Genomic DNA, 26,276 nt, shown 5'->3' with positions numbered 1-26,276 from the left:
CTATTTTATTGCCTCCTTTTTTCCAGGTGTTTGCAGCTGCGTCATTTTTCCATATAAGCTTTCTAAATGGGCAAACTCCTTCTTATCATAAAAAGAGCATTTATTTTCACCAAAAAGCTTTGCAACTTCTATAACAAATCTGACTGCCTGTTCTACATCGATTAAGTGTGTAGCTCCAGTACCACATCCAGCAACTGCTGTTTCCGTTGTGATCGCAACTCCAACAACCGGACTGGATGTAGCAACTGCCGGCTGAAGGATACTATTCACATGATAGACGCCATTACCATATGGAGTGATGTCTTGCGTAGTAATTGGCATGGTTACTGGAAGAATTCCGGCAGATTGGGTATAAATATGTAACAAATCATCACTTACTTTTAAAATATAGCCTTCCTTTATAGTTGGTGTCAGGGCGAATCCGCGATGATTTGTAATCATGTTACCTTTGGTAGTATCAATTGATAGAATTCCATCCATTTCTTCTGCAACTTCATGCTTGTTCATCGTTAAAATATCTACTGGTGAATTCATAAATGGAACTGGGTCGTGCGGCAATGTCGGTGCTGTTGGACAAATATGTGTAGTTAAGATAATATCTCCATTTAAAATATCACCCTTATTTTGCATATCCAGCAATTTAGCAGCCGCTGAAATACAAGATAGCGCACCATCTCCGTCAGAAACAAACCCTTTTAGTTCGGGACGTGCCCCAATCCCCCCGAGCCTGCCAATAATTCCTAAAGTCGGTGCATTACCTCCTTTTGATTTACCATTTTCTCCAGGGATGGTTATTTTAACAAAATCAGTAGAGCCTTCATCCCCTTCTACTGTTTTTACTTCTACCTGGCTATCGCTGTTTACTCCCCATAAAAAGTTTTTCACATCTTCCCCTGTAACATTTAGATTATCCATTAATTCATAAACTTCTATAACATATTTTAATGACATTTCAATTCCTCCTTTTTCTTTGTTGGTATAGCTTTCATTGGATTATTTTCCAGCTCTAATAAATGACAGGATGATTGGTGACCATTGCCGACATCCATTAATTCTGGAGGTTTTATTTTACAAATTTCCATTGCGAATGGACATCTTTCATGAAAATGACAACCAGATGGCGGATTAATCGGACTTGGAACAGAACCGCTCAAAATAATTCTTTCTTTCACTTCATTCGGACTCTCTTTCGGAATGGAGGATAAAAGTGCCCTCGTATAAGGGTGCTTGGAATCCTCATAAATTTCTTTATAAGTTCCCATCTCAACAATTTTTCCTAAATACATGACTGCTATCCGATCACACATATAGCGAACTACATTAAGATCATGTGAAATAAAAATATAAGTCAGGTTAAAATCTTTTTGTAATTTCTTTAAAAGATTAATAACTTGTGCCTGAACGGATACGTCTAACGCTGAAACGGGCTCATCACAAATAATGACATCCGGGTTCAGTGCAAGCGCCCGGGCAATATTTATCCTTTGTCTTTGTCCTCCTGAAAACTCATGTGGGTATCTCCCTGAATGAGAGCCTCTCAGCCCGACAACCTCTAATAATTCTTTCACACGTTCTCTCCGGGAAGCTTTATTCCCAATTTTATGAATAACCAGCGGCTCCGCAATTAACTCTCCGACTGTTTTTCTTGGGTCTAATGAAGCGAATGGATCCTGAAACACCATCTGAATTGTTTTTCTGAAAACCCTTAATCGCTCTTTATTCATATCCACTAAGTTTTCTCCATTCAGCTCTACAGTACCTTTTGTCGGTGTAATCAGCTGGTTGACTAACCGGGCCATCGTTGATTTTCCACATCCGGATTCACCAACCACACCGAGTGTCTCTCCCTGAAATACATCAAAGCTGACTCCATCTACAGCTTTTACACTTTGATCTGACTTTTTAAATGGTATCGGACTATCAAGATGAAAGTGTTTTGTTAAATTTCTAACTTTTAATATTGCTTCTGTCATCTACCTTCGCCTCCTTTCTATCTAATCGATGCTCCTTCGTCTGAAAATGACAGGCTGTAAAATGTCCTTCCGCTGCTTCTATCATTTCAGGTGTCTTTTCCAAGCATATCTCCTCTGCAAAAGGACACCTTGCCGCAAAAGGACATCCCGAAATGTCTAAGCTTAAATCTGGAGGGCTTCCTGGTATAGTGCTTAATTCTTCCTCGCTGGATACACTTTCCGTAATCTGTGAATCTAATAATCCCCATGTATAAGGATGCAATGGATTATCATGTATTTCTTGCACTGTTCCTGATTCAACTACATTCCCTGCATACATCACAAGCACTTTATCGCAGCTTTCCCAGATTACCCCCAAATCATGAGTAATCATGATAATAGAAGTATCGATAGAATGCTGTAAATCCTTCATTAAATTTAAAATTTGTGCCTGCACCGTTACATCTAATGCGGTTGTAGGTTCATCGGCAATTAATAGTTTAGGATTACAAGCTAAAGCAATTGCGATCATTACTCTCTGCCGCATTCCTCCTGAAAATTCATGCGGGTACATGCTGAATCTTTTTCTTGCTTCTGGTATGCCAACTAATTCAAGCATATGGACAGCTTTTTCTTTTGCTTCTTTTCTATTAAGATGCTGATGTGTTTCTATCGATTCTACTATTTGATTTCCAACTGTATAAACCGGGTTTAAGCTTGTAGAAGGATCCTGAAAAATCATTGAAATCTCATTTCCGCGTATCTTTCTCATTGCCTTATCAGACAGCTTCAGCAGATCCTTATCTTCAAAAATTATTTTACCGCCTGTTATTTTTCCTGGAGGGTCCGGAATGAGCCGCAGCAATGAAGTAGCTGTTACACTTTTCCCAGATCCGGATTCACCGACTATTCCAATATTTTCTTTTCTGTTTAATGAAAAACTGACTCCGTTCACTGCCTTTGTTAAAGTTGAGCCTGAACGAAACTGAACCTCTAAATTTTCCACTTTTAGCAGCATATCTGACATTCAAGTAACCTCCCTTAGTTATACTTTCATTTTAGGATCCAGAGCATCACGTAAACCATCGCCAAATAAATTAATACTAAGAACGGTTATTAAAATTGACAGGCCTGAAAAGGTGGCCATGTTTGGATTTAATACAAGAAAATCTTTTCCATCCTTCAATATGCTTCCCCACGAAGCAGTCGGCGGCTGTACTCCTAATCCCAGAAAGCTTAAAGCAGCTTCAGAAATAATGGCACCGGCAACGCTCATGGTGGCATAAACAATAATTGGAGCGAGACTATTTGGTAATACATGCTGAAAAATAATTCTTCTATGTTTAGCTCCTAATGACCGGGTAACTTCTATAAATTCTGATTCTTTCACCCCTAGCACTTGGCCACGTACAACCCTTGCAAACCCTGGAACATTCGCAATTCCTATCGCTATAATGACATTGATGAGGCCTTGTCCCAAAACTGTCATTAATGTAATTGCCAGCAGGATAAATGGAAAGGCAAATAATCCATCCATAAACCGCATAATAACAGAGTCTAATTTCCCGCCAAAGTATCCGGCTGCTACTCCCAATAAAGATCCGATTACCGCCCCAAATAAAACGGCAGCAATTCCAACAATCAAAGAAATTCTGGAACCATAAACAATTCTGCTGAATATATCTCTCCCAAAGTTATCCGTTCCTAATAAATAACCCTGCTCACCCACACCAAGCAGTGCTTTCGTTACATCCATTGTATTTGGATCATGTGTGGCTATTAAGGGTGCAAAAATAGCAGTAATGATTAATAGAAAAATAACGATTAAACCAAACGCAGCAAGTCTATTCTTAATTAGTTTTCTAAATAAAGATTGTTCTTTTTTCCTTTTGTCTTCCATTGTTTTAACAATCTCTTCTTCAGCTTGTATTGAGGTCATTATTTTGTACCTCCTTTATTTGTAGAGTAGCTAATTTTCGGATTGACAACTTTATATAAAATATCTACAACTAAATTGACAATTACAAAAATTAAAGCAATAAATAGTACGGTGCTCTGCACTACTACAAAATCTCTTTTTTCGATGGCATCAATGATTAGAAGCCCCATCCCCGGCCAGCTGAATATCGTTTCAGTCAATACAGCTCCCCCAAGTAACGAGGAAATTTGCAGACCTAATACTGTTAACAGTGGGTTAAATGCATTCTTAAAGGCATGCTTAAAAATGACAATAAATTCACTGATTCCTTTCGAACGTGCCGTTTTAATATAATCCTGTGTAATTACCTCCAGCATGCTTGAGCGTGTTATCCGTGCAAATGTTGCCGTCGGTATGGTGGCAAGCGTAATACTTGGCAGGATTAAATGCTTTAGATAGCTGATAAAACCGTCTGCCATGGACCCCATCCCGGTTGCAGGAAACCAGCCTAAATTGACACTAAAATATAGAACAAGCATGACCCCCAGCCAAAAAATTGGCATGGATACCCCGATTAAAGAGATAGTAGTAATGGAATAATCGATAAGAGAATTTTGCTTTGAAGCAGAAATTATCCCAGCGGGAACGCCTATCATAAAAGCAATGATTAATGCACTTACCGCTAAAATAACTGTATTGGGGAACCGATTGATAATTAAATCTGTAATTGGCTGGTTATAAGATAATGAAACCCCAAAATGTCCTTTCAATAAATTCCCGATATACTGCAGAAATTGAATATGGATTGGTTCATTTAATCCTAAAGCTTCAGTTAGCGCCTCCACATCTTCTCTGCTTGCCTGCGGTCCAAGCATAACGGAAGCGGGGTCTCCAGGAATCATTCTCGTAATTAAAAATACGATAATAGCTACAACAAATAATGTTGGAATCATATTTATCAGTCTGCTGAAAATGTACTTTCCCAATTTTTATCCCTCCAATTTTATTCATTATGTGAATCAATGGTTTGATATATGAATTAAAAAACAGTTTAGCACTTGAAAATATATTTGTAAATATAAATTTGTCAAATTAATTTATTTAATTAGAATTTACAAAAAACTATTTACATTACATTACTAGTTGTGCTAGATTTATTATTAATTCTTTATTCGAATTACTGATTCACATTATGAATCAAATAAACCAAAAAGGAGAGAAAAAATGAAATCACTCAATTTAAAGTCGTTACTTTTAGTCTTTGGGTTTATATGTATCCTTTTTACTTTAGGAGCTTGCTCCTCTGATGGAGATGCAGAATCTTCAGGAAATGGCAGTGCAGAGGATGAGTCAGGAGAACCGGTAGACGGAGGAACCTTGAACATTGGTCTTTCTTCCAATCCTAATACACTAGACCCTGTACGCTATACAGGCGTTTATGAATCTCAAATTATGAGATCAATTGGAGATACGCTTATCGTTTATAATAAAGATTTTAGTGATTTTGAACCGTCTATCGCTACAGAATGGGAAACCTCAGAAGATTTGAAATCATATACCTTCAAGTTAAGAGATGATGTCTACTTTCAACCTGGGGAATATCAAGATGGCAGACAGATGACAGCTGATGATGTGAAATACAGTCTCGAACGATCAGCTAATGAATCTGTTATGAACAGGCTGACTGGTGTAGAAAGTGTAGAAGTAAATGACGAATTTGAAATAACCATTCACCTGACAGAACCAAATGCAGCATTACTCGCTATGCTGACAGACAAAGGAAATATTATCGTTCCAGAAGAAGAAGTGGAAGGCTGGGGAGAACAATTTGGTTCTCATTTAGTGGGCACTGGACCATTTCAATTGAAAGATTGGCAAACAGACCAGAAAGTTGATCTGGAAAGACACGATAATTATTGGGGAGAAAAACCTCACATTGATAGTGTCGTTTATACCATCATTTCAGACCCTAACATGATGACCAATGCACTTCGATCTGGTGATATTGATATTGCTACAGATATTAAAGGACAAAGCAGAGAAGTTATTGAGCAGGATCCAGAACTCGAATTACTTTCGGAACCAGGTTTGTCAATTACTTATCTTGATCTGAATAACCAGAAAGGACCAACTGCTGATCCAAAAGTCCGAGAAGCAATCTACAAGGCTACAAATGTAGAAGAACTTGTTTCCGGAGCAAATCAATATGGAGGTGCTTCCGTTTCCTACGCACCTATCCCTCAAGAATCATGGGGATACACAGAGGATCTAGAGCAATACAAACCAGAATATAGTCCTGAAGAAGCAAAAGAAATTTTATCTGAAACCGAATATGCAGATGGATTTAGTACAGAAATCTATGTTGGCGAAGCCCGTGTTCCAACTGCTACTATTTTCCAGAATCAAATGAAAGAAAATTTAAATATAGATGTAGAAATCAAAGTAGTTGAATGGGGAACGCTTAGTGATACAGTTTCCAAGAATAATGCTCCTATGTCTATTGGCGGCTGGTCCTGGTATCCAGACCCGTACTTCTTTTTGAATCAGTTGTTCCATTCTGATCAAATCGGCTCATTAGGTAATGGAAGAGGTTACTCTAATGAAGAAGTAGACAAGTTATTAGATCAGGCTCTTACAGAAAGTGTAGATCAAGAAGAAAGAGCAGCGCTTTACCAAGAAGCAATAAAAATTATCATGGGAGATTATTCCCGAATTGAGATTGACAATCAAGACTCAACTGCAGCCATCAGCCCTAAGGTAAAAGGCTTTGAAATATCTGCTGACATGTCCATTAACGTAGTAAGTCCGAACGGCGCAAATGTTTGGCTCGAGGAATAGTATTCAAGAATAAAATTACAAAAGAAAAGTAGAGTTTATTCCTCTGCTTTTCTTTCTTATATGAAACTTTGAAAGCGGGTGTAAAAATGACCGAAACAGCTATTAGAAATATTAATACTTATTCTTCTGAATCAGGCAGTTTTTCCAAAAAGACAATCATCATAAAAGATGAAAAAATCGATGCTATTTTACCTGGAAACCATATTCCTAATCATACTTCTGTTATTAATGGCTCCGATTTATTTCTGACTCCCGGTTTTATTGATACTTGTTCGCAAATCGGGTTGATAGAAAAAGGAATCCGCTGGGAAGGTAATGACAGCCTGGAACCAGACGAAACAAAAAGCGAAAAGCTGCATGTATTGGATGGTATATATCCATTCGATAAAGCCTTTAATGATGCTGTTTCTTCTGGTGTTACAGCTGCTCATATCGTTTCATCGGCAAAAAGTATTGTTGGAGCGCGCACTGCAGTCATTCATACTCATGGTCCTACCGTTGAAGATATGGTTCTTCATAAAAAGCTGGGGTATTCCTATTCCATGGGAGACGTTCCCAAGAGTATTTTTTGGGAACGGACCGGTACTCCCTTAACCCGTATGGGGATTGCCCACAAAATCCGGAAATCTTTAACTAATCTACAAAAAGAAAAGAACCTTAAAGAGGAACTCTTTTTTATTCGCTGTCATCGCGCTGATGATATTGCCACAGCCTATAGAATTGCAGACGAATTTGGCATAGATTTTGTATTAGTTCATGCTACAGAACATAGAAAATTAAAAAATCCAATATTAAACTATCCTAAAGCAATTGTTGCAGGTCCTTATTTTCAGCCAATAGAAAGAGCGGAACTAAAAAATTTGGATCCAGCCGACTACTATTTCTTCTATAAACAAGCAATAAATTATACATTTTCTACAGACCATCCAACTAATTCTGTAACCCATCTGCAATTAGAGGGCTCTCTTGCTGTAAAAAATGGTGTCCCGGAACAGCAGGTATTAAATGCTTTAACAAAAGATGCTGCCAAACTATTAAATATCGAGCACAAAACGGGCGATATTCAAGAAGGCTTATTTGCTGACTTGGTTTTATGGAATGGGCATCCACTCAGTCTAACTTCAAGAGCAGTCCGCACGTTTATAAAAGGAAAAGAAGTTTATCGGGAGGGAGAAAAAAATGCTTCATATATTTAAAAACGCAACAATTTATACAATGGATGAAAAGAATACCATATTAGAGCATGGAGATTTATGGGTTAATAATGACAAGATTATTAAAGTTGGAGTGAATACAGATATCCCTAAAGAAGCAAAGGTACGAGACCTGGCTGGCCTCCCCATTACTCCTGGATTAATTGATATTCATACGCATGTTGGGATTTGGGGAGAAATTAATGAGCGAATCAATGATGCCAATGAATATTCAGAGCCTTATACTCCTATGATGTCTGCAATAGATGGCATTGATATCAATCATTTTTCATTTGATCTGGCAAGAAAAGGAGGCGTAACTACTGTTCAAACTGGTGCTGGCAGCGCTAACCCAATTGGCGGTGTATGGACCATTTTAAAAACAGGCGGAGATTACCTGGAGGAAATGCTAGTTACAAGGAAAAGCGGGCTTAAAGGAGCTCTTGGAGAAAATCCCAAAAATACATTTGGTCAGAATTATCATAAAAAGCCGTATACCAGAATGTCGATTGCCAATATCATCCGTGAGGGATTTGAAAAAGTAAGCCAACTGACAAATGAAGAAAAAAAAGAAGCATTGAATAATTATTCGGAGCTATCGCCGTTTATAGAAGTACTCGATCATCAAATGCCATTGCATCTACACGCTCACCGGGCCGATGATATTGCTACAGCTATTCGAATAGCTCAGGAATTTAATATTCTATTATCGCTGGAGCATTGTACCGAAGGACATTTCATGCTGGAAGCTATTAAGAAAAGCGGTGCAAAAGTTACGCTAGGCCCATTTATGCTGCCTGCAACTAAATATGAAACCAGGAATCTTACTCCAGCAGCTCCCAAATTATTTCATGAAGCAGGAATACCCTTTGCAATTATGACAGATCATCCGTTCATTCCGATTAATTACTTAATTATATGTGCTGCTGAAGCAGTAAAATATGGTTTAGATGAGACGGCTGCGTTAAGAAGCATCACTATCGAAGCAGCGAAATTAACTGGAATCGCGCACCGTGTCGGCTCACTGGAGGAACAAAAAGATGCAGATTTTGCTATATGGTCTCACCATCCGTTCCACACCAATGCCAATGTTTTGGAAACATATATCAACGGGGAGAACTATTACTCTAAGGAGACGGAAAAATCATGAATCCAACCATAGGCGTTATTACTATCGGACAAACACCAAGGGTGGATATGATCCCAGCTATGCAAAATATTTTCCCCGATAATACAGCTATCGTGGAAAGAGGCGTACTTGATAATAAAACCGAGCAGGAAATATTAAGTTTATCTCCAACGGAAAAGCAGACTGTTTTAGTTTCGCGTTTATCAAGTGGAGATAAAGCAGTTATCGCCAAAGAAAAAATACTTCCTTTTATACAAGGTTTAATTTCTGAATTAAATCTGTCAGGTACAACAATGATATTATTGGCTTGTACTGGTCAATTCCCTAGGTTCACCAGTAATGTTCCTTTAATTTATCCTGATTATCTGTTAAATCACGTAGTGAAAGGAGTCATCCAGGAGGGCACAATCGGAGTTGTTATTCCCCTTCCCGAACAAAAGAACTCCATCATCAAAAAATGGGAAACAATAGGTTTATCAGCTATTCCAAAAGCTTGTTCTCCATACAATTTTAATAAATCAGAGTTAATCAAAGCAGCAGATGAATTGGAAAAACTGCCAATAAAGGCTATTGTACTTGATTGCATGGGTTATACAGAAGAAATGAAATCTATTGTTCAAGAAAATACCAGTAAGATGGTTTTTTTGGCAAGAAACGTTATCTATCAAACAATGGCTGAATTATCTTCATTTCAAAGTGAATAAACTAATTTTTTAGTGGGAGATGTTCGGTCTTCTCCCACTTATTCAATACAGGATTTCATAAATTTAATTTTACTGCTCCTGACTGAAATAAATTTAGTTTATGGGCTCATCCCACTACTCCATTAGTTCTCCCTTATATTACACTTTGCAGCTTTCTCTTCAAAATTCAGCTAACTACCTTTGATTACTAAAATCCGTTAAAGAATCTATTACCTTTAACCCGCTCAGCTCTTCATTATGACCATGTGGCTGAATATAAACAGCATCCATGCCCAGTGACAATGCCGGAGCGATTTCATTGATAAAGTTATCTCCGACCGATACCGCCTCGGCCGGTTCAATTTCATACTGTTCAATCAAGTGCTCCATCCATTTCTTTGTGTTGGCAGGCTTTTTCGCTGATGTAATCATATGGTCAAAGATATTCGTTAAATCAAGTTCATTCAATAAACGTGTTACATCCTCCCGGTCGCTGTTCGTCATCAATACAATCTGTGTTTTTTCTTTTAATTGCAATAAATAAGCGCGCAACCCTTCCAGCTTCTCTATTGTAAAATCATCTGACACCATGAATTCCTTTGTTGCCAGATAACTGCTGTAGTTTTCTTCCACCCCATAATGCTTTGCACTGGCAAAAGGCAGCCACCAGCCATCTCCAATAGCAACTAAATGGTTGAAATCAAATTGCTGCGGTCCGGAATAGTATTCCTGCGTCTCAGTCTCAGATAATTCTTCACCGTCCCAGTGATATGCTGTGATAACCTCAAAGGTTAAAGAATCTATATTTAAAACCAAATCCCGTTCAACATCATATACCTTCCCAATTGAAACAAGATGGTTTCCTGCCTTCATCGCTTCATATTCCTTTAAATAATCCTCTCGATATGCAGGAGCTACTTTTTCTTGCAGGAGCCTTGCATAGTAGTCAAAATGCTCCGTTCCTTCGTACAATGTTCCATCTAAATCGAAGATAACCAGCTTATAATCTTTCAACATTATTTACGTCCTCCAATCCCTTTTATCATAGCATATGTTACATATCCCGCAGCGTAAAAATAATCTTCTAAATTACAAATAATTCCGCATTTTGATAAAATCCCTGAAAATTCTATAGATTTCTTCTGTCACAATCACTTATAATAAATATGAAACGAAATAAATTCACCGGGAGGGAAATAGATTGTTCAAAAAAGGAATATTCTTATTTTTCACATTAATACTGGCATTTACGCTGACCGCATGCGGCTCTGATTCAGGAGATGGGGATGACACACTTATTTTAGGGTTTGTTCCTTCTACCGATTCTGACAAGATTGCAGACAATATCGAGCCGATGGTAGAACGTCTGGAGGAAGAGCTTGGCCGTGATGTAGAAGGACGTGTAATGACTAATTTCAGCGGACTGGTGGAAGCTTTAGGTAATGATCAGGTTCATATTGGTTTTATTCCCGCTTTTGGTTATGTCCAGGCAACTGACCGCTATGATCAAGTAGAGGTTTTTGCAAAATCTATCCGTGACGGAGAATCTTCTTATCGTGCTCAATACACTGTCCGTGCTGACTCAGATATTGACAGTTTAGATGATTTGGAAGGGAAAATCTGGGCATTTGCTGACCAGGGATCTACGTCCGCATATTTATTCCCGGCAGCACAGCTTATGGATGACTACGGTGTAGAAGATTTGGAGACATACTTCAGCAATCAAATCCAGACCGGTTCACATGATGCAGCCCTGGTTACTGTCCTGGAGGGTGACGCAGACTTTGCTACAACCTTTGAAGATGCACGTACAAACATCGTCGAGGATTATCCGGAAGCAATGGAAGAGCTCGTGCCATTAGACTACACCGAACCGATTCCCAATGATACAATCAGCGCAAATACTAATCTGTTAAATGAAGAAGAAGTAGAACAGATCAAAGAAATTTTCCTGGGCTTCAATGATGATGAAGAAATGATTAACGTAATGGATGAAGTGTACAACTGGACTGGTCTTGATGAAGCGACAGACGAAGAATATGATATCGTCCGCGATGTTTATAGTAAATTCCAGGATCAGTTTGATGAGTAAACAATACTGTAATCAAAAAGAGGATTAAGGTATTCCTTTCATGATTCTAAGGGGAATTAAAAAACTTCCTCTTAGAATCTATAGGACACACTTTATCTCCGTAGATTCATGCTAATCCTTAAACAAAAAGGAGATTTCCATTATGATAGAATTTAAAGATGTTTCCCTTGTATATTCAAATGGAACGCAAGGTTTGAAAAATATCAATATCCAAATCAATCCCGGTGAATTCGTGGTTGTTGTCGGATTATCCGGTGCCGGAAAATCAACATTAATCCGCAGTATAAATCGGCTGGTTAAGCCGACTGGCGGAGAACTGCTGATTGATAATGAGAATATTTTAAATTACGGCTCACGGAACCTTCGTAAACTGCGGACAAAGGTCGGTATGATCTTTCAGAATTATAATCTCGTGAAACGCTCCTCGGTGATGAAAAATGTTATTTCCGGCCGCTTAGGTCATACAGGAACGCTGAGGAGCATGTTTAACCTGTATCCGAAAGAAGACCAGGCTCTCGCATATCGCAGTTTACAGCGTGTGAATATAGCTGATAAATTATATCAGCGTTCTGATCAATTAAGCGGCGGTCAACAACAGAGGGTTGCCATTGCCCGCGTGCTTACACAACAGCCCAATATTATTCTGGCGGATGAGCCGGTTGCATCCCTTGACCCGCCAACGTCCCATCAGGTAATGACCTATCTAAAGAAAGTAAATAAAGAAGACAACATTACTACCATCGTCAACCTGCATTTTATTGATATGGCAATGGAATATGCAGATCGTATTATTGGAATGAGAGCAGGTGAAGTCGTTTATGACGGACCTGTCAGTGATGTAAATGAAGCAACATTCGAAGAGATTTATGGAAGAAAAATTCGTGATGAGGACCGGGTAGGAGGTTCTGATGATGAGTAAAACAAATCAACCAACATTGCAGGGCATATCATCCAATAAAACAAAATTACGGATATCTGCTATTTTCATTATCATTGTTGGTTTTTATCTGTTTACTTCGATAAAAACAGAATCTTCCCTTCTTGATTTATGGGATGGAAAAAATGGTTTTATCAATATTGCCCAGAGCCTTTTTCCACCGCATTGGAGCTACGCATCAACTGTGATGCCGCAATTGATCGAAACCTTACATATGGCAATTATCGCAACCACAGTCGCTGCACTGATCAGTATTCCGATCAGCTTATTATCGGCTGCTAACCTTTTTCCAAATCCATTTATCCATCTGCCGGTGCGTTTTATTATGAACGTGTTACGTACTATACCAGATATATTACTTGCACTGATTTTTGTAGGTATCTTTGGCGTTGGGGTTTTTCCGGGGATTATGGCATTAATCATTTTCTCTTTAGGTTTACTTGCTAAATTATTGTACGAAACCATTGAATCCATTGATATGAACCCGATTGAGGCAATACGTGCTTCCGGCGGTAATACGATGCAGGTTATTACGTATGCAGTCATGCCACAAGTACTCCCTCAATTTGTTTCGTTTGGACTGTATGTATTTGAAGTAAACGTCCGCGCGTCTCTTGTCCTCGGTTTTGTAGGAGCTGGCGGTATCGGGCTTCTTTTAAACCAGCAGGTAAGCTGGGCCAACTATCCAAACGTAATGACAATAATAATTATTATTTTTATATCCGTTGTGATTATTGATTACATCAGTAACAAAATAAGGGAGCGACTAATATGACAGAATTTACGCTACCTCCTAAACCGAAGAAAACACCTTGGCAAAAGATGAGACCTTATATTATTGGAATTATTCTTCTTGCCATCTACATCTGGACGTTTACAAGCATTGAAATTCGCTGGAGCCGTGTTTTCAGTCAGCATACAATTGAAAGCTTAACTCGTGTAATACCTCAGTTGTTCTCCCCCGACTGGTCAGCCTTCGGAAAGGTAATGGGGCTTATGTGGGAAACATTACTGATGGCTTACACTGGCACTTTAATGGCAGCTATTTTAGCTATTCCTTTTGGTTTCTTTGCTGCACGTAATATGGTGAAAAATAAATTCTTAAATACCGCCTCTAAATGGGCATTGAATGCTATCCGTGCTTTTCCGGAGCTTGTTTTAGCTCTAATGTTCGTGGCAGCTGTAGGCCCGAGACCATTTGCCGGGGTTATTGCTATCGCAATCGGCTCCATCGGAATGCTGGGCAAGCTTTATAGTGAAGTTATTGAATCGATCGATATGAATGTAGTTGAGGCATTAGAAGCAAATGGGGCGAATAAGATCCAGGTACTTATTTATGGAATTATTCCACAAATTATTCCGGAATTCTTATCCTATGCAATTTACCGGTTTGAGATTGACGTCCGCGCTTCTACCATTCTAGGTATTATCGGCGCCGGCGGTATCGGAACACTGATCACCATCGCAACAACAAACCGGAACTGGTCTGAGGTTGGTTTGATTTTACTGGTTATCATTGTTGTTGTTACACTGATTGATATTATCAGTGCGCAGATCAGGAAGCGGCTGGTATAGCTTCAAATAGTATAAAAAAAGATTCCATGTTAGGTTTTAATCTAACATGGAATCTTTTTTACTCAACTTTCGTACTTTAAAAAGTAACTTCCATCTAGAGGAACAGGGAGCGATCATTCCTTCCATATATCTGTTGACAAAGATAGAAGGTAAAGTGTAAAGCGACCGCTACGGCGGACCGTTTTGCTTTCCTAGGGGCACGCTCTTCAGCTAACTTTTGCCAAGAAGATCACTTGGCAAAAGTGGATCTTCAGGTGGTGCTAATCCCTCAGGAGTCAAAACGGTCCGCCTCCGCTAGCAGGATACTCTATACTGAAATAACTGAACAAATAAAAAGCAGATCTGACAGAACAAATTTTCGTGTTGCATGGTTAACATGCTCAAAAATCCTTATTTTTGGTGCATGAAAGCTATTCTCAATATGAATTATTCATGCTGTCATAATTTGAACTGCTAAAAAACGATGATTTCATCTAACTTCATCAAGATATTATTTCTTCCATGCACTGTAGAATCCTATTAGAGCGCAGGCCAACCACGTAGACTCCTATGGGAACAGGGCGAGCTGAAGATCCACTTGAAAAGCGGTTTTCTTTTCAAGTTAGCTGAAGCCGTCCCCATGGAAAGCGGAGTGGTTGGCCGGAGCGGAAGCTATACACAATAACCTGTTCAAAAAATAAATAGATGAGTTAACTAAAAGAAAGCATATTAATAAAGACCATGTACATCCTGGAACAGCAAAGCTAGTATGTTTATTCTTAGGTGCGAAAGTTGATTTTTTTATTAAATAGAATTGCAAAAAAACTTCTCATTTTACTTTTTTAATTATTCCATTCAGCGCGACCTTTGAACTGGCATAATGTGCTATCTGATTCTCTCCTAAAGCATTCCCCGGTAAAAATAAAGATTGATTTTCTATGCTTACTTCAGCAGTTCTGATTTCCCATCGATCATGCTTAATATCTCCACGATATAGCCTGCCTTTTTTATACGACCAGAAAATATACCGCTCCAGCAGCCAATAATCCAGACTCTGTTTTTCAGGATAGAAAGCATGTCCCACTGGAGAATAGCTTGCCTGAAATGCTGCAGGCAGCTTTTCTTTACGGGCGCTGTGTATATAATATGTATTTGCAGAATTTTTCATCGTCATATCTGCATGAAGAAAAGGAGCGTTTACTATCCTCCCTCCCAAAGCAGCAGATAGTTTATTTGTATCCATTGTAAAGAAATAAACACCTATTTCTCCTTTTCTTTTTATATAGGTTCTTACATTTATTTGCAGCATTGGATGTATGTAAGGAACTGCTGGTAAATAATGAAGACGATTTCTGCTGACAGCAAAAGCAACAATACTAATCCATGCCTGTCCATTGTATGTATCTAATTCTACTTCTTTTGGAAGGTATGTTTTTATAGTTTCTGGTGCTATGGGGTAGTGGAGGAATAAGATGTGTTCCCATTTTTGGAGTAGAACCCAAGGGAAAGAGTTATTTGTTTTTTGAGTTATTTTTTCACTCATCATATGAAGCCTTTCCTTTATCAGTATTTTTATTTTAGGCTTGTTCCTTTCCTAGTATTCCACGTTCTTTGGAATTTTAAAAGAAGCTCTGAAGGATTAGAGCTAGTTATCATAAAAATAGTGACCTCCCACTCAAAAGTAGAAAGTCACTATTTTTCGTTTTCGATATTTTTTCACAATCTCAACCTTTATAATTAAAAGCTTATTTACCTTCAGCAATACTTAACGCCGCTGCATCTGCAATAATCGTTACATGCTCATGCTTTTTTAAAATGGATGCCGGGAAATCCTCAGACACTTCACCCAGTAACAATTTCTCCATCGCATCTGCTTTTGCTTCACCAGAAACGAGTAAAAGAATCTCTTTACTGCTCATAATTGTTTCGATTCCCATAGAGATCGCTTGTATCGGAACTTCTTCAATGGAATGGAAGAACCGCGCATTAGCCTGGATCGTGGATTTCTCCAAGTCAACAACATGCGTCCTGCTTGAAAAAGAGGTTCCTGGTTCGTTAAAACCAATATGCCCATTTCCACCAATCCCCAACACCTGAACATCAATTCCGCCTGCTTGTCCCAATTCTCTTTCAAATGCTGTACATTCTTTTTCTAAATCTTCAGCAATCCCGCTGGGAATGTGGACACAATTCATGGCAATATCTACATGACGAAACAGCTTATCATTCATAAAATAATAATAGCTATTTGTATCATTTTGTTCCAGTCCGACATATTCATCTAAATTAAAAGTCGTTACATTTTTAAAGGATACTTCTTCCTGCTTATATTTTTCAATGATTCGTTGATAGAGACCTTCTGGTGTTGAGCCAGTCGCTAAACCGAGTACCGGATTCTCTATTGCATGGATACGATTTACAATAAGCTTAGTTGCCTTTTCACTCATCCCATCGTAGTTTTTTACTTTGATAAGGTTCACTTTTCAATTCCCCCCCAAATAGTCCTTGGCATTCGTTATAAGCATCGGCCAATTTTAAAGCAAATCTTTGATTTCATTAGCAAATCGGCTTGTAATGTCTTTTGGTCTTGTAATTGCACCGCCAACAACGGTTGCATGCACTCCTAATCCAAAGGATTTCTTCAGCATATCCGGTGTTATAATATTTCCTTCAGCGATGACTGGTTTTTTCACTGCTTGCAATACTTCTTTTAGAAAGGCAAAATCTTGATCATATATTTTTTTACCTTTAGTATGCTTGGTATAGCCATGTAATGTTGTTCCAATGTAATCAAATCCCAGTTTGTCAGCTGTAATTGCTTCCTCAACAGTGGATATATCCGCCATTAGTTCAACATGCGGGGCATGCTCTCTCACATAGTTAACTAATTCCTTCAATGATTCTTTTGGTCTTTCGCTAATAGTTGCGTCCATCGCAATTACTTCACAGCCGCTTTCCATTAATTCATCTGCTTCCTTACTCGTTGCAGTAATATAGACATCTGATCCCTGGTAATTTCGTTTTACAATTCCAATTACAGGAAGAGAAACTTCTTTCTTTATCTCGATAATATCTTCTTTGGAATTAGCCCGTATCCCCTTTGCTCCACCTTGAGCAGCAGCCAGCGCCATCTTGCTCATGATAAAAGATGAATGAAGTGGTTCATCCTCCAGCGCTTGGCACGATACGATTAAATTATTTGGTAATTTCAAAACGTTCAACTCCTATTATTTCTCTAATTCTTCTTCAATTTCATTCTTTATAACAGAAACCTGGGGACCATAGATGACCTGTACGCCTTCACCTTTTACAATAACCCCTTTACTGCCTGTTTCTTGCAGAGCTTCTTTATTTATCATTTCTCCATCTTTAACCGTGACACGCAATCTTGTTGCACAATTATCGACATCAACAAGGTTATCTCTTCCACCCAATGCTTGGATGATCGCAGATGGCCGTTCTGCGCCAGATACTGGAGCTGTTTGAACTGTCGTATCATCTTCTGCTTTCTTGTCTTCACGTCCAGGTGTTTTAAAATTAAACTTCTTAATTAAGAATGTGAACGTAAAGAAATATAAGAAGAACCAAATAATACCGATTGGGATAACGTACATCCAGTTAGTTAATGCCTCCCCTTGCAATACTCCAAACAATATGAAGTCAATAAATCCTCCGGAGAAGGTTTGCCCAATTGTTATTTGGAAAATATGAGCCAGCATAAATGCCAGACCGTCAAAAATCGCATGCACTACATAGAGTAATGGAGCAACAAACAAGAATGAGAATTCTAATGGCTCTGTGATCCCGGTTAAGAAGGAAGTTAACGCTGCTGACAGCATTAATCCGCCGACAACCTTCTTATTTTCAGGCTTAGCCGTACGATAAATAGCATAGGCTGCCCCTAATAGACCAAACATCATCGTAATAAATCGTCCAGACATAAAACGTGAGGTGCCTTCAAAGAATTTTGTCGTTTCTGGGTCACCTAACTGCGCAAAGAAGATGTTTTGTGTACCCTGTACTAATTGCCCGCCTATTTCTAAAGCTCCCCCCAGGCCTGTTTGCCAAAATGGAAGATAGAAAATATGATGCAGCCCAAATGGTCCTAACATACGTAAAATAAATCCATAGAAAAATGTTCCAATATAGCCGGTTGCGTTAACAATGTCTCCAAAGCTGAAAATGACAGTTTGAATCATTGGCCATACATAATACATTATTGTTCCGAGTATAATTGCCCCAAATGAGGTTACAATCGGTACAAATCGTGATCCGCCAAAGAATCCTAAGAATTGCGGCAGCTCAATTTTATTAAACCGGTTATGCAATAACCCTGCCATTATCCCAACAATAATCCCGCCAAAAACGCCAGATTCTAATGTTTGAATTCCTAAGGTAACACCCTGCCCGACTGCGGAAAGATTATCTGCAGCCAGATTATCGGTAATCAGTAAAATAGCATTTATCGTTGCATTCATTACTAAGTAACCAATTAAAGCAGCTAAACCAGCTGTACCTTTATCTGACCTTGCCATTCCAATGGCAACGCCAACTGCAAATATTACTGGTAAATTCGCAAATACAATGTCGCCAGCTGAGCTCATTATCGTAAAAATCGCCTGGAGCAAAAATTGATCCAGGATTGGATACGCACTGATTGTATTTGGATTAGATAAAGCTCCACCAATTCCTAATAAAAGACCTGCAGCAGGAAGAATTGCAATAGGCAGCATAAATGATTTCCCAAATTGCTGCGCCTTACCGAAAAACTTTTTCATATACTTAACTCCTCAAGAAAATTATTTTCACAATTATATTAACAAACGCTTTCATCTATGTCAATATATTATTTGATGGTATGATGAAATTAGTCAGCGTTAAGAAAGGAGAGAAATCCGTTGAATTTTGAGAATAGGATTCAAAAATACAATTCTTCATTAACAGATATTGATAAAAAAATAACCAAATATTTACTTGTCAATAAAGCTTCTATTCGTGATAAAACCATTATTGAACTATCTGAAGCGATTCAGGTATCTCCAGCTAGTATAACCAGATTTTGCAAAAAAATTGATTTCAATACGTTTCAGCAGATGAAATTTTCTTTGATTGGAACCAGTACAGAAAATAAGAAAAGTGATCATACATTCGAAACAGTATACAATTATTACCAAACGATTATTAAATCCACACAGCAGTTTTTTAGCGAGGAGCAGACAAATAGAATTGTCAAACTCATCTCAAGCAAAAATAAGGTGTTATTTTGCGGAATTGGCAACTCTGGCTTAATTGCACATGAATTCAACAGCAGAATATACCGAATGGGGATTTCCTCTGAATCTGTGACAGATGCACATGATCTATTAATGAAGAGCAGTCTGCTGCAGGAAAACGATTTAATCGTTTGTTTCTCAAATTCCGGTAAAACGAAGCCAGTTATCGACGCAGCACAAATAGCAAAAAACAATAAAGCTACAGTGATCGTCGTAACTAATTTCGAACAAACTGTTTTAACAAAGCTTGCTGATGAGGTTATTCTTATTTCAAGTTACAGATACATCGATGACCCTAAGTTTATTAATTCTCAGCTGCCCGGTCTCTTTCTGCTTGATCTATTAACATATAAACTGCTTAACAACGAAGAATTAATGCATGTACGGCAAAAAACTTTAGATGCCATTAACAAGTATAGTTAATAAAAATTTACACGGGGAAAAGATAATTTCCTGCAATAAAAACATAAAAAATAACATCCATTTATCCTTTAATGATTGGGGTAAATGAATGTTATTTTGTTGATTTTACTTGTAAATATGCTAAGCTGCTATTTTTTGTCCCTGTATCTTATTATAATTTCTTATACGTATTTATTACATTTTCAACCGTGTAACCATATTTTTCAATAACTTCATTTCCAGGTGCAGATGCACCGAATGAATCAATACTCATAACAATGCCGCTGTCGCCGACATATTCCCGCCATCCAAGCTTGGAGCCCATTTCAATAGAAACACGTTTTTTTATAATTTTCGGCAGAACACTCTCTTTATAAGCTTCCGGCTGCTTTTCAAAACGGTCCCAGCTTGGCATACTAACAACATTAACGAATATACCCTGTTTTTCTAATTCTTTTTGAGCTTCTACAGCTAAGCTGACCTCTGAGCCGGCAGCAATCAGAATTCCTTCCGGCTCTTGATCTGCTTCAGAAATCACATAAGCACCTTTTTCAACACCCTCTTTGGCAAGCTCTGCTGAATCCTTTAATGTAGGTAAACCTTGTCTGCCAAGCACAAGCATGGTTGGTTGGGAAGTATTTTCTACCGCCAGCTTCCACGCTTCTTTCGTTTCATTTGCATCTGCCGGACGGATGACAGACAACCCCGGCATTGCCCGGAAGGATGCCAAATGCTCGATCGGCTGATGGGTTGGGCCATCCTGTCCTACAGCAACAGAATCATGTGTGAATACATATGTCACTGGCAGCTCCATTAAAGAAGCTAAACGGATTGCCGGACGCAGATAATCCGAAAATACAAAGAATGTACTGATAAATGGGCGTAAATGATGCAGTGCTAAGCCATTAGCGATCGCTCCCATTGCAAACTCCCGGACACCAAAACGGAGGTTTCTTCCTTGATATTGACCTCTTTTAATATCCGCTTCATTCGTTAACCGTGTTTTTGTAGACGAATCCAAGTCTGCAGAACCACCTATAAACTCAGGAAGTTTCTGTGCTAATTTATTTAATGTATCCCCAGATGCTACCCGTGTTGCCAGCGTGTCTTTTGAAGAATATGTTGGAAGTTCTGTATCCCAGCCATCAGCCAGTTCGCCGTCAATAATTCGTTCTAATTGCTCTGCAAGTTCAGGATAATCTGCTTTATAGGCTTCAAACAGATGTTGCCAGTTCTTCTCGGCAGACTTTCCCTTCTCTTTAATGGACGTGAAATCAGCATATACTTCTTCTGGTACATGAAAAGGTTCATGCTCCCAGCCATATGCTTTTTTCGTACGTTCCATTTCCTCTTTTCCTAATGGGTCACTGTGTGCATGATGCGTCCCTTGTAAGCTTGGGGAGCCATACCCAATGGTAGTTTTTATTTCAATAACTGTTGGATGCTCTTGATCTTGTTTCGCCTCTCCAATTGCTTTTGAAATTGCTTCTACATCGTTGCCATCTTCTACCTTTAGATACTGCCAGCGTGCTGCTTCAAAACGTTTTTGGATATGATCGCTAAACGAAATATCTAAATCGCCATCTAAACTGATATCATTAGAATCATAGAGAACAATAAGCTTATCCAGCTGAAGATGTCCTGCAAGGGAAATAGCTTCATAGGAAACACCTTCCATTAAATCACCGTCACCGCAAATCGTATACGTATAATGATCCACCATTTTATAGTTAGGCTTATTATAAACCTCAGCTAAATGTTTTTCAGCAATGGTCATTCCCACGCTGACCGGGATGCCTTGACCTAATGGACCTGTAGTCGCTTCTACTCCAGGAGTAATTCCGTATTCCGGATGCCCGGGTGTTTTACTTCCCCACTGCCTTGTCTGCTTTAAATCATCAATAGTAACAGGATAACCGGACAAATGTAATAAATTATAAAGAAGATTGGACCCATGCCCTGCCGAGAGTACAAAGCGGTCCCGATTGAACCAGCTTGGATTTTCCGGATTAATCGTTAAATGCTTTTTCCATAAAGCATAAGCCATTGCCGCTGCTCCCATTGGCATCCCTGCATGACCATGCTGTGCTTTCTCTACACTGTCAATGGTTAGTGTTCGAATTGTGTTAATGGATAGTTCCGAAATAGTATAATCCTTCGTAGTCATAAAAATCTGCCTCCATTATAAGATGAATTTCGTTTGATAATATAACAGAACAAGTGCATATAAGAACTTCTCATTTATATGTACTTGTTCTCTATCTTCAATTTCTCCTTAACCCACTTTCGACTGCTGTGATTGATTATTATTTTTCTTTTTCCCTGGAATAATCATCAGAAGAATAATCACTGCTAAGCTAATCGTTATGGCAATTGGTCCGCCATAGTTTGCCAGACTTCCAAAGAAGATACCTGATACACCAAAGTCAGCATCAGAGAAGGTTGTATTTGCAAACCCTAAATCTCCGAGTACCGGCATTAAGAAAACTGGTAAGAAGGAAATAATAATCCCGTTCACAAATGCGCCGGCAACAGATCCTTTAAATCCGCCGGTAGCATTACCAAACACCCCAGCTGCTGCTCCGGTAAAAAAGTGAGGAACGACGCCTGGAAGAATAATTACCCCTCCCAAGAAAATCATAGCTACCATACTTGCGATACCGCCAAGGAAACTGGCAAAAAAACCAATTAATACAGCATTTGGTGCATACGTAAAAATAATAGGTACATCCAATGCCGGTTTAGCGTTTGGAACCAGTTTTGTAGAGATACCTTTAAATGCCGGTACAATTTCAGCAAGTACAAGGCGCACCCCAGAAAGGATGACGAATACCCCTGCAGCAAATGTGCCTGCCTGAATTAATGAGAATACAAGAAAATTTGTACCTCCGCTTAATTCCGCTTCAATAAACGTCGGACCTGCAAAGAAAGCAACAATTAAATACATGACTATCATCGTTAAAGCAATACTTACTGTGCTATCCCGCAAAAAGCCTAAACCATTTGGGAATTTGATATTCTCTGTAGACGTTTCTTTACTTCCCTTAAATAGTTTTCCAACTAAGCCGCTTGCTGCGTACCCAACAGCGCTGAAATGTCCCAGTGCAACATTATCGTTTCCAGTTAATTGACGCATAAAAGGCTGTAAGATTGCCGGAGATAATGTCATCACAATCCCCAAAGCAACTGAGCCTGCGGCAATTAACCCGAATGTATTAAAACCGGCAACCGCCATAATAACAGCCAGCATACAAGCTAAATAAAGCGTATGATGCCCTGTTAAGAAGATATATTTATATCTGGTAAAACGGGCAATTAATATATTGACAATCATCCCAAAAAACATAATCAGGGCTGTAGTCGTTCCATAATCGGTCAAAGCTAATGCAACTACTGCTTCATTATTCGGCACGACACCCGATACATTAAAAGCCTCTTCAAACATCGATCCAAATGGTGTTAAGGATCCAGACAGAATGCCGGCGCCAGCTGCAATAACAAGGAAACCGACAAAAGTTTTTGTTGTTCCCTTAACGGTATCCGCTATTCCTTTCTTCTGAGCAATTAAACCAATTAAAGCTATTAAAGCTACGAGTATCGCCGGTTCACTTAAAATATCAATCATTGTACTCACATGGAAAACCTCCCTTTTCAGTTAAGTAACTTTTATAGATATCCTTTTTCACGTACCAATTTCTCTACCTTTTCACGCAGCTCATCCATATCAATAATACTTTCCATGACGATAACTTCACCTAAATGGCTTCCCCCGTCAGCAATATCCTTCGCTAAGAAAAAGACATCTGCATCACCCGGAGTTGCAGAACTCAAATCTGAATGTGCCACCTCTATCCCCGTTACACCTAATTCTTGTAAAATTTGATTAATATTCATTTCTACCATAAAACTCGTACCTAACCCTGATCCACACACTGTTAAAATTTTCATAACACCTTTTCCCCCTCTTGAATAGTTGATATCATTTCGTCTATGGAATCTGTTTCTTTCAAACGGTTAATAAAAGAAGCATTCCCTAAAATTTTGGTTAATTGGGCCAAAGCTTTTAAATGCGCTTCATTATCCACTGCTGCTAAGCAAATGATTAAATCAATCTGATGCTCTTCTTTTCCTAATAATGCAGTTGGCCTCTTTAATTTAAGCATGGACATACCTAACTTATTTACACCATTCTCAGGTCTCGCATGGGGGATACCTACACCTTTTCCAACGTGGATATAAGTTCCCAATTCTTTCACATTATTAATCATCGCTTCTACATATGATTCTTGAATATTATTTTGGTCGAGTAACGGAATAGCAGCTTTACGGATTGCTTCCTCCCACTCCAGCGACTCTTCGGTGATTTGAATCATATCTTTTGTCAATAACTCGGATAACATAGGTTTATACACCTCTTTTTGATTACTTGTTGCATAAAATAATTGAACGAGACTTCCATAAAGCTTTTCTTCATTGGTGACTGTTGCATTATTTTTGATTACGGCCATAATCTCATCAATCATCAAATGCTTTGAATGGCTCGATAAATTAGGAAAATATTTATAAACGGACTGCAGTAAATGTTTCTTTTCCACCTGTGTCATCAATGGCTTCACTACAAATGTCGGCTTGGAAGATTCTACTGGTATGGTTGAAAATACTAAATCATAGTTTTGCACAGATATATCAGCAAATTGATCTCCATTAAATACCTTTGAAAAATATATTTCCGGAAATAATTCTTTCAGTTGAGAAGCGAGCATCATGGATGAACTAATTCCATTTGCACAAACAATTAATCCCGTAACCCGTCCGATTTCCATTGTATTTTGACGATCGATAATACTGCCAAAATGCATGGTGAAGAATCCAATTTCGTCCTCACTTATTTCTTTTCTTGTCCAGCTCTCCAGTGGCGACAAGGAGCGTTTTACAAATTGGAACAGCTCAGCATACTCCGATTGGATCGTCGTTGATAAAGGATTATGAAAAGGAATTTCAAATAAAATTCGAAAGTAAGCAGGAACTAAGTGATTAAATAAACTTTCTTTCAGGAGCTGTTTATTCTTCACAGGAAGCAGTGTATTTTTTTCAAACTCCTCAATAATCTCCTCTGATAATGTTAATAGCTCAGGGGTGTCCACCCGCTGAATATGCTCTATTGCTGTTAGTAACAAAATCGTTACAAGGTATACTTCCTGCCCTGCTCTCTCCTCTCCATACAACTGTTCAGAAAGAGAACCTGCCAAAGGAAGTAACGATTGCTTTGTCAGCAACTCCTTCTCTTCCTCCAAAAAGTATAATTCTTCTTTTCCTCCTGCCTGAAAAAATGTAAAATAATAAATCAGTTCAATTTTTCTTGTTTTAACTAATTGCACCCCATGCTCTGCAAGCCATTTTTGCATGACATCCCTTGTCTGTTTTAAAGACTCCTCCTGATTCCATGCTCTGAGAATATAAATGATAAATTCCTCTCCCATGGATTGGCCTAATAATTGATGGATACATGAAATAACACTTCTTCGTTTCTCCATCTCATTGCCCTCAATACAGTATCCTTCATTCCGGCTGTATCTGAAGATCAGTCCCTTCTCCTGACAATTCTGCTTTAACCTTCGCACATCACTTAGAGCGGTGTTTTTACTTACTTTAAACAGAGATTGCAAGTGAAAATTAGATACAGGCTCTTTCCTGATATAAACATAAAGATAAATCATATAAATTCGATTATCCTCGGAAAAATTATATTGTCCGATGCTCCGGTCAGAATGTAATTTTTCCCTTAAAATCTCTTTCGCTTCTGCCGAAATCCGAAAGTATCGATGACTGATTTCTAACTTTGGAATATTGAAACCTTCCAATATTCCGTTCACCTTCTCAAAGTCATACATCAGCTGCCGGTCGGATAATTTTAACTGCTGCATCAACTCCAGCTTTGTAATCTTTTCATGGTTCATTATTTCTTCAACTAGTCGAATGGAGCGCTGATCTAACATGTTACTCTCACCTCTCACTATAATTATAAAACGCTTACAACACTGTCACAATAACGTTTAGGCACAACTTATGGCGGGATAGATTACATAGATTGTGCTTTCCTTTTCTTGTTAAAAATGTTTTTGGGTTTAGCAGACAAGACAGATATAGTTATACATTTATAATTTAGGAATGCTTCTTTTTCCTTTTTGTAAAATATAGAGATTATGAAGCCAATAAACTATTCGTTATCATTATGTATTTTAGAAGATTGCAGGATATAACCTTTCTTTAAGTAAAGTTGTTTAAGTCTGATCTTTTATCGATAT

At 38.5% G+C, this 26,276-nt stretch carries 23 protein-coding genes; 9 read left to right on the top strand and 14 right to left on the bottom strand.

Annotated elements, in window-relative coordinates; all coding sequences use genetic code 11:
* From IEX29_RS24980 to IEX29_RS24960, 5 genes are read right to left on the bottom strand one after another with little or no spacing between them, the layout of a single operon-like run.
* Entirely contained in the window at positions 1-951 is a 951-nt protein-coding gene (locus IEX29_RS24980) for a DUF1177 domain-containing protein (RefSeq protein WP_188738349.1), read from the bottom strand.
* Entirely contained in the window at positions 942-1,973 is a 1,032-nt protein-coding gene (locus tag IEX29_RS24975; RefSeq protein ID WP_188738346.1) for an ABC transporter ATP-binding protein, read from the bottom strand. Before IEX29_RS24975 ends, IEX29_RS24980 begins: the two co-directional genes overlap by 10 nt.
* The gene (locus IEX29_RS24970; RefSeq protein ID WP_188738344.1) at positions 1,948-2,979 is read right to left on the bottom strand and encodes an ABC transporter ATP-binding protein; all 1,032 of its coding nucleotides are present in this window, start codon (positions 2,977-2,979) and stop codon (positions 1,948-1,950) included. The genes IEX29_RS24975 and IEX29_RS24970 overlap by 26 nt, the downstream gene beginning before the upstream one ends.
* Positions 2,980-2,997: 18 nt before the next feature.
* Entirely contained in the window at positions 2,998-3,852 is an 855-nt protein-coding gene (locus IEX29_RS24965; protein WP_373290724.1) for an ABC transporter permease, read from the bottom strand.
* Between the two features lie 38 nt (positions 3,853-3,890).
* Positions 3,891-4,856 (bottom strand): ABC transporter permease, encoded by a 966-nt coding sequence (locus tag IEX29_RS24960; protein WP_188738340.1) that lies wholly within the window; start codon positions 4,854-4,856, stop codon positions 3,891-3,893.
* Positions 4,857-5,094: 238 nt separating this feature from the next.
* Between IEX29_RS24960 and IEX29_RS24955 the strand changes: the two genes are divergently transcribed.
* The 4 genes from IEX29_RS24955 to IEX29_RS24940 all read left to right on the top strand — a co-directional run bounded on the left by IEX29_RS24955 (position 5,095) and on the right by IEX29_RS24940 (position 9,734).
* On the top strand, positions 5,095-6,708 hold the full coding sequence (locus IEX29_RS24955; protein WP_188738338.1) for an ABC transporter substrate-binding protein: 1,614 nt from the start codon (positions 5,095-5,097) through the stop codon (positions 6,706-6,708).
* A gap of 86 nt (positions 6,709-6,794) precedes the next feature.
* Positions 6,795-7,904, top strand: a complete 1,110-nt coding sequence (locus tag IEX29_RS24950) for an amidohydrolase family protein (protein ID WP_188738336.1) — start codon at positions 6,795-6,797, stop codon at positions 7,902-7,904.
* Positions 7,888-9,051, top strand: coding sequence for an amidohydrolase family protein (locus IEX29_RS24945; RefSeq protein WP_188738334.1), 1,164 nt, complete (start codon positions 7,888-7,890; stop codon positions 9,049-9,051). Before IEX29_RS24950 ends, IEX29_RS24945 begins: the two co-directional genes overlap by 17 nt.
* Complete coding sequence (locus IEX29_RS24940) at positions 9,048-9,734, top strand: AroM family protein (RefSeq protein WP_188738333.1); 687 nt, start codon at positions 9,048-9,050, stop codon at positions 9,732-9,734. The genes IEX29_RS24945 and IEX29_RS24940 overlap by 4 nt, the downstream gene beginning before the upstream one ends.
* Before the next feature lie 174 nt (positions 9,735-9,908).
* On the opposite strand, the gene IEX29_RS24935 is transcribed toward IEX29_RS24940, so the two are convergent.
* Complete coding sequence (locus IEX29_RS24935) at positions 9,909-10,730, bottom strand: HAD family hydrolase (protein WP_188738331.1); 822 nt, start codon at positions 10,728-10,730, stop codon at positions 9,909-9,911.
* A 184-nt stretch (positions 10,731-10,914) separates the two neighbouring features.
* Here IEX29_RS24935 and IEX29_RS24930 point away from each other — a divergent pair, with 184 nt between their 5' ends.
* From IEX29_RS24930 to phnE (IEX29_RS24915), 4 genes are all read left to right on the top strand, one after another.
* The gene (locus IEX29_RS24930; RefSeq protein ID WP_188738329.1) at positions 10,915-11,805 is read left to right on the top strand and encodes a phosphate/phosphite/phosphonate ABC transporter substrate-binding protein; all 891 of its coding nucleotides are present in this window, start codon (positions 10,915-10,917) and stop codon (positions 11,803-11,805) included.
* A 142-nt stretch (positions 11,806-11,947) separates the two neighbouring features.
* Positions 11,948-12,724 (top strand): phosphonate ABC transporter ATP-binding protein, encoded by a 777-nt coding sequence (phnC, locus tag IEX29_RS24925; RefSeq protein ID WP_188738327.1) that lies wholly within the window; start codon positions 11,948-11,950, stop codon positions 12,722-12,724.
* Positions 12,717-13,517 (top strand): phosphonate ABC transporter, permease protein PhnE, encoded by an 801-nt coding sequence (gene phnE, locus IEX29_RS24920; RefSeq protein WP_188738366.1) that lies wholly within the window; start codon positions 12,717-12,719, stop codon positions 13,515-13,517. The genes phnC and phnE (IEX29_RS24920) overlap by 8 nt, the downstream gene beginning before the upstream one ends.
* The gene (phnE, locus tag IEX29_RS24915) at positions 13,514-14,317 is read left to right on the top strand and encodes a phosphonate ABC transporter, permease protein PhnE (RefSeq protein WP_188738326.1); all 804 of its coding nucleotides are present in this window, start codon (positions 13,514-13,516) and stop codon (positions 14,315-14,317) included. The genes phnE (IEX29_RS24920) and phnE (IEX29_RS24915) overlap by 4 nt, the downstream gene beginning before the upstream one ends.
* Before the next feature lie 808 nt (positions 14,318-15,125).
* On the opposite strand, the gene IEX29_RS24910 is transcribed toward phnE (IEX29_RS24915), so the two are convergent.
* The 4 genes from IEX29_RS24910 to IEX29_RS24895 form a co-directional block, all read right to left on the bottom strand.
* Positions 15,126-15,842 carry a YqjF family protein gene (locus IEX29_RS24910; RefSeq protein WP_188738324.1) on the bottom strand — a complete coding sequence of 239 codons (717 nt, stop codon included), beginning with the start codon at positions 15,840-15,842 and terminating at the stop codon, positions 15,126-15,128.
* A 199-nt stretch (positions 15,843-16,041) separates the two neighbouring features.
* Positions 16,042-16,776, bottom strand: coding sequence for a glucosamine-6-phosphate deaminase (gene nagB / locus IEX29_RS24905; RefSeq protein WP_188738322.1), 735 nt, complete (start codon positions 16,774-16,776; stop codon positions 16,042-16,044).
* Between the two features lie 54 nt (positions 16,777-16,830).
* The gene (locus tag IEX29_RS24900; protein WP_188738320.1) at positions 16,831-17,508 is read right to left on the bottom strand and encodes an N-acetylmannosamine-6-phosphate 2-epimerase; all 678 of its coding nucleotides are present in this window, start codon (positions 17,506-17,508) and stop codon (positions 16,831-16,833) included.
* A gap of 15 nt (positions 17,509-17,523) precedes the next feature.
* Positions 17,524-19,074 carry a maltose/glucose-specific PTS transporter subunit IIC gene (locus IEX29_RS24895; protein ID WP_188738318.1) on the bottom strand — a complete coding sequence of 517 codons (1,551 nt, stop codon included), beginning with the start codon at positions 19,072-19,074 and terminating at the stop codon, positions 17,524-17,526.
* 120 nt (positions 19,075-19,194) lie between these two features.
* On the opposite strand from IEX29_RS24895, the gene IEX29_RS24890 reads away from it, so the two are divergent.
* Positions 19,195-19,992 carry a MurR/RpiR family transcriptional regulator gene (locus IEX29_RS24890; RefSeq protein WP_188738316.1) on the top strand — a complete coding sequence of 266 codons (798 nt, stop codon included), beginning with the start codon at positions 19,195-19,197 and terminating at the stop codon, positions 19,990-19,992.
* Between the two features lie 151 nt (positions 19,993-20,143).
* On the opposite strand, the gene tkt is transcribed toward IEX29_RS24890, so the two are convergent.
* The 4 genes from tkt to IEX29_RS24870 form a co-directional block, all read right to left on the bottom strand.
* The gene (tkt, locus tag IEX29_RS24885; RefSeq protein ID WP_188738314.1) at positions 20,144-22,138 is read right to left on the bottom strand and encodes a transketolase; all 1,995 of its coding nucleotides are present in this window, start codon (positions 22,136-22,138) and stop codon (positions 20,144-20,146) included.
* 108 nt (positions 22,139-22,246) lie between these two features.
* On the bottom strand, positions 22,247-23,596 hold the full coding sequence (gene ulaA / locus IEX29_RS24880; RefSeq protein ID WP_188738365.1) for a PTS ascorbate transporter subunit IIC: 1,350 nt from the start codon (positions 23,594-23,596) through the stop codon (positions 22,247-22,249).
* A gap of 41 nt (positions 23,597-23,637) precedes the next feature.
* Positions 23,638-23,919: a PTS sugar transporter subunit IIB gene (locus IEX29_RS24875; protein WP_077604330.1), complete on the bottom strand. Its 282-nt coding sequence runs from the start codon at positions 23,917-23,919 to the stop codon at positions 23,638-23,640.
* Entirely contained in the window at positions 23,916-25,967 is a 2,052-nt protein-coding gene (locus tag IEX29_RS24870) for a BglG family transcription antiterminator (RefSeq protein ID WP_188738311.1), read from the bottom strand. The genes IEX29_RS24875 and IEX29_RS24870 overlap by 4 nt, the downstream gene beginning before the upstream one ends.
* Between the last annotated feature and the right edge of the window lie 309 nt (positions 25,968-26,276).

This window comes from Oceanobacillus neutriphilus, assembly GCF_014645515.1.
In the GTDB taxonomy this organism is placed as follows: domain Bacteria; phylum Bacillota; class Bacilli; order Bacillales; family Amphibacillaceae; genus Oceanobacillus; species Oceanobacillus neutriphilus.
This window is presented reverse-complemented; position numbering and strand designations above follow the sequence as displayed.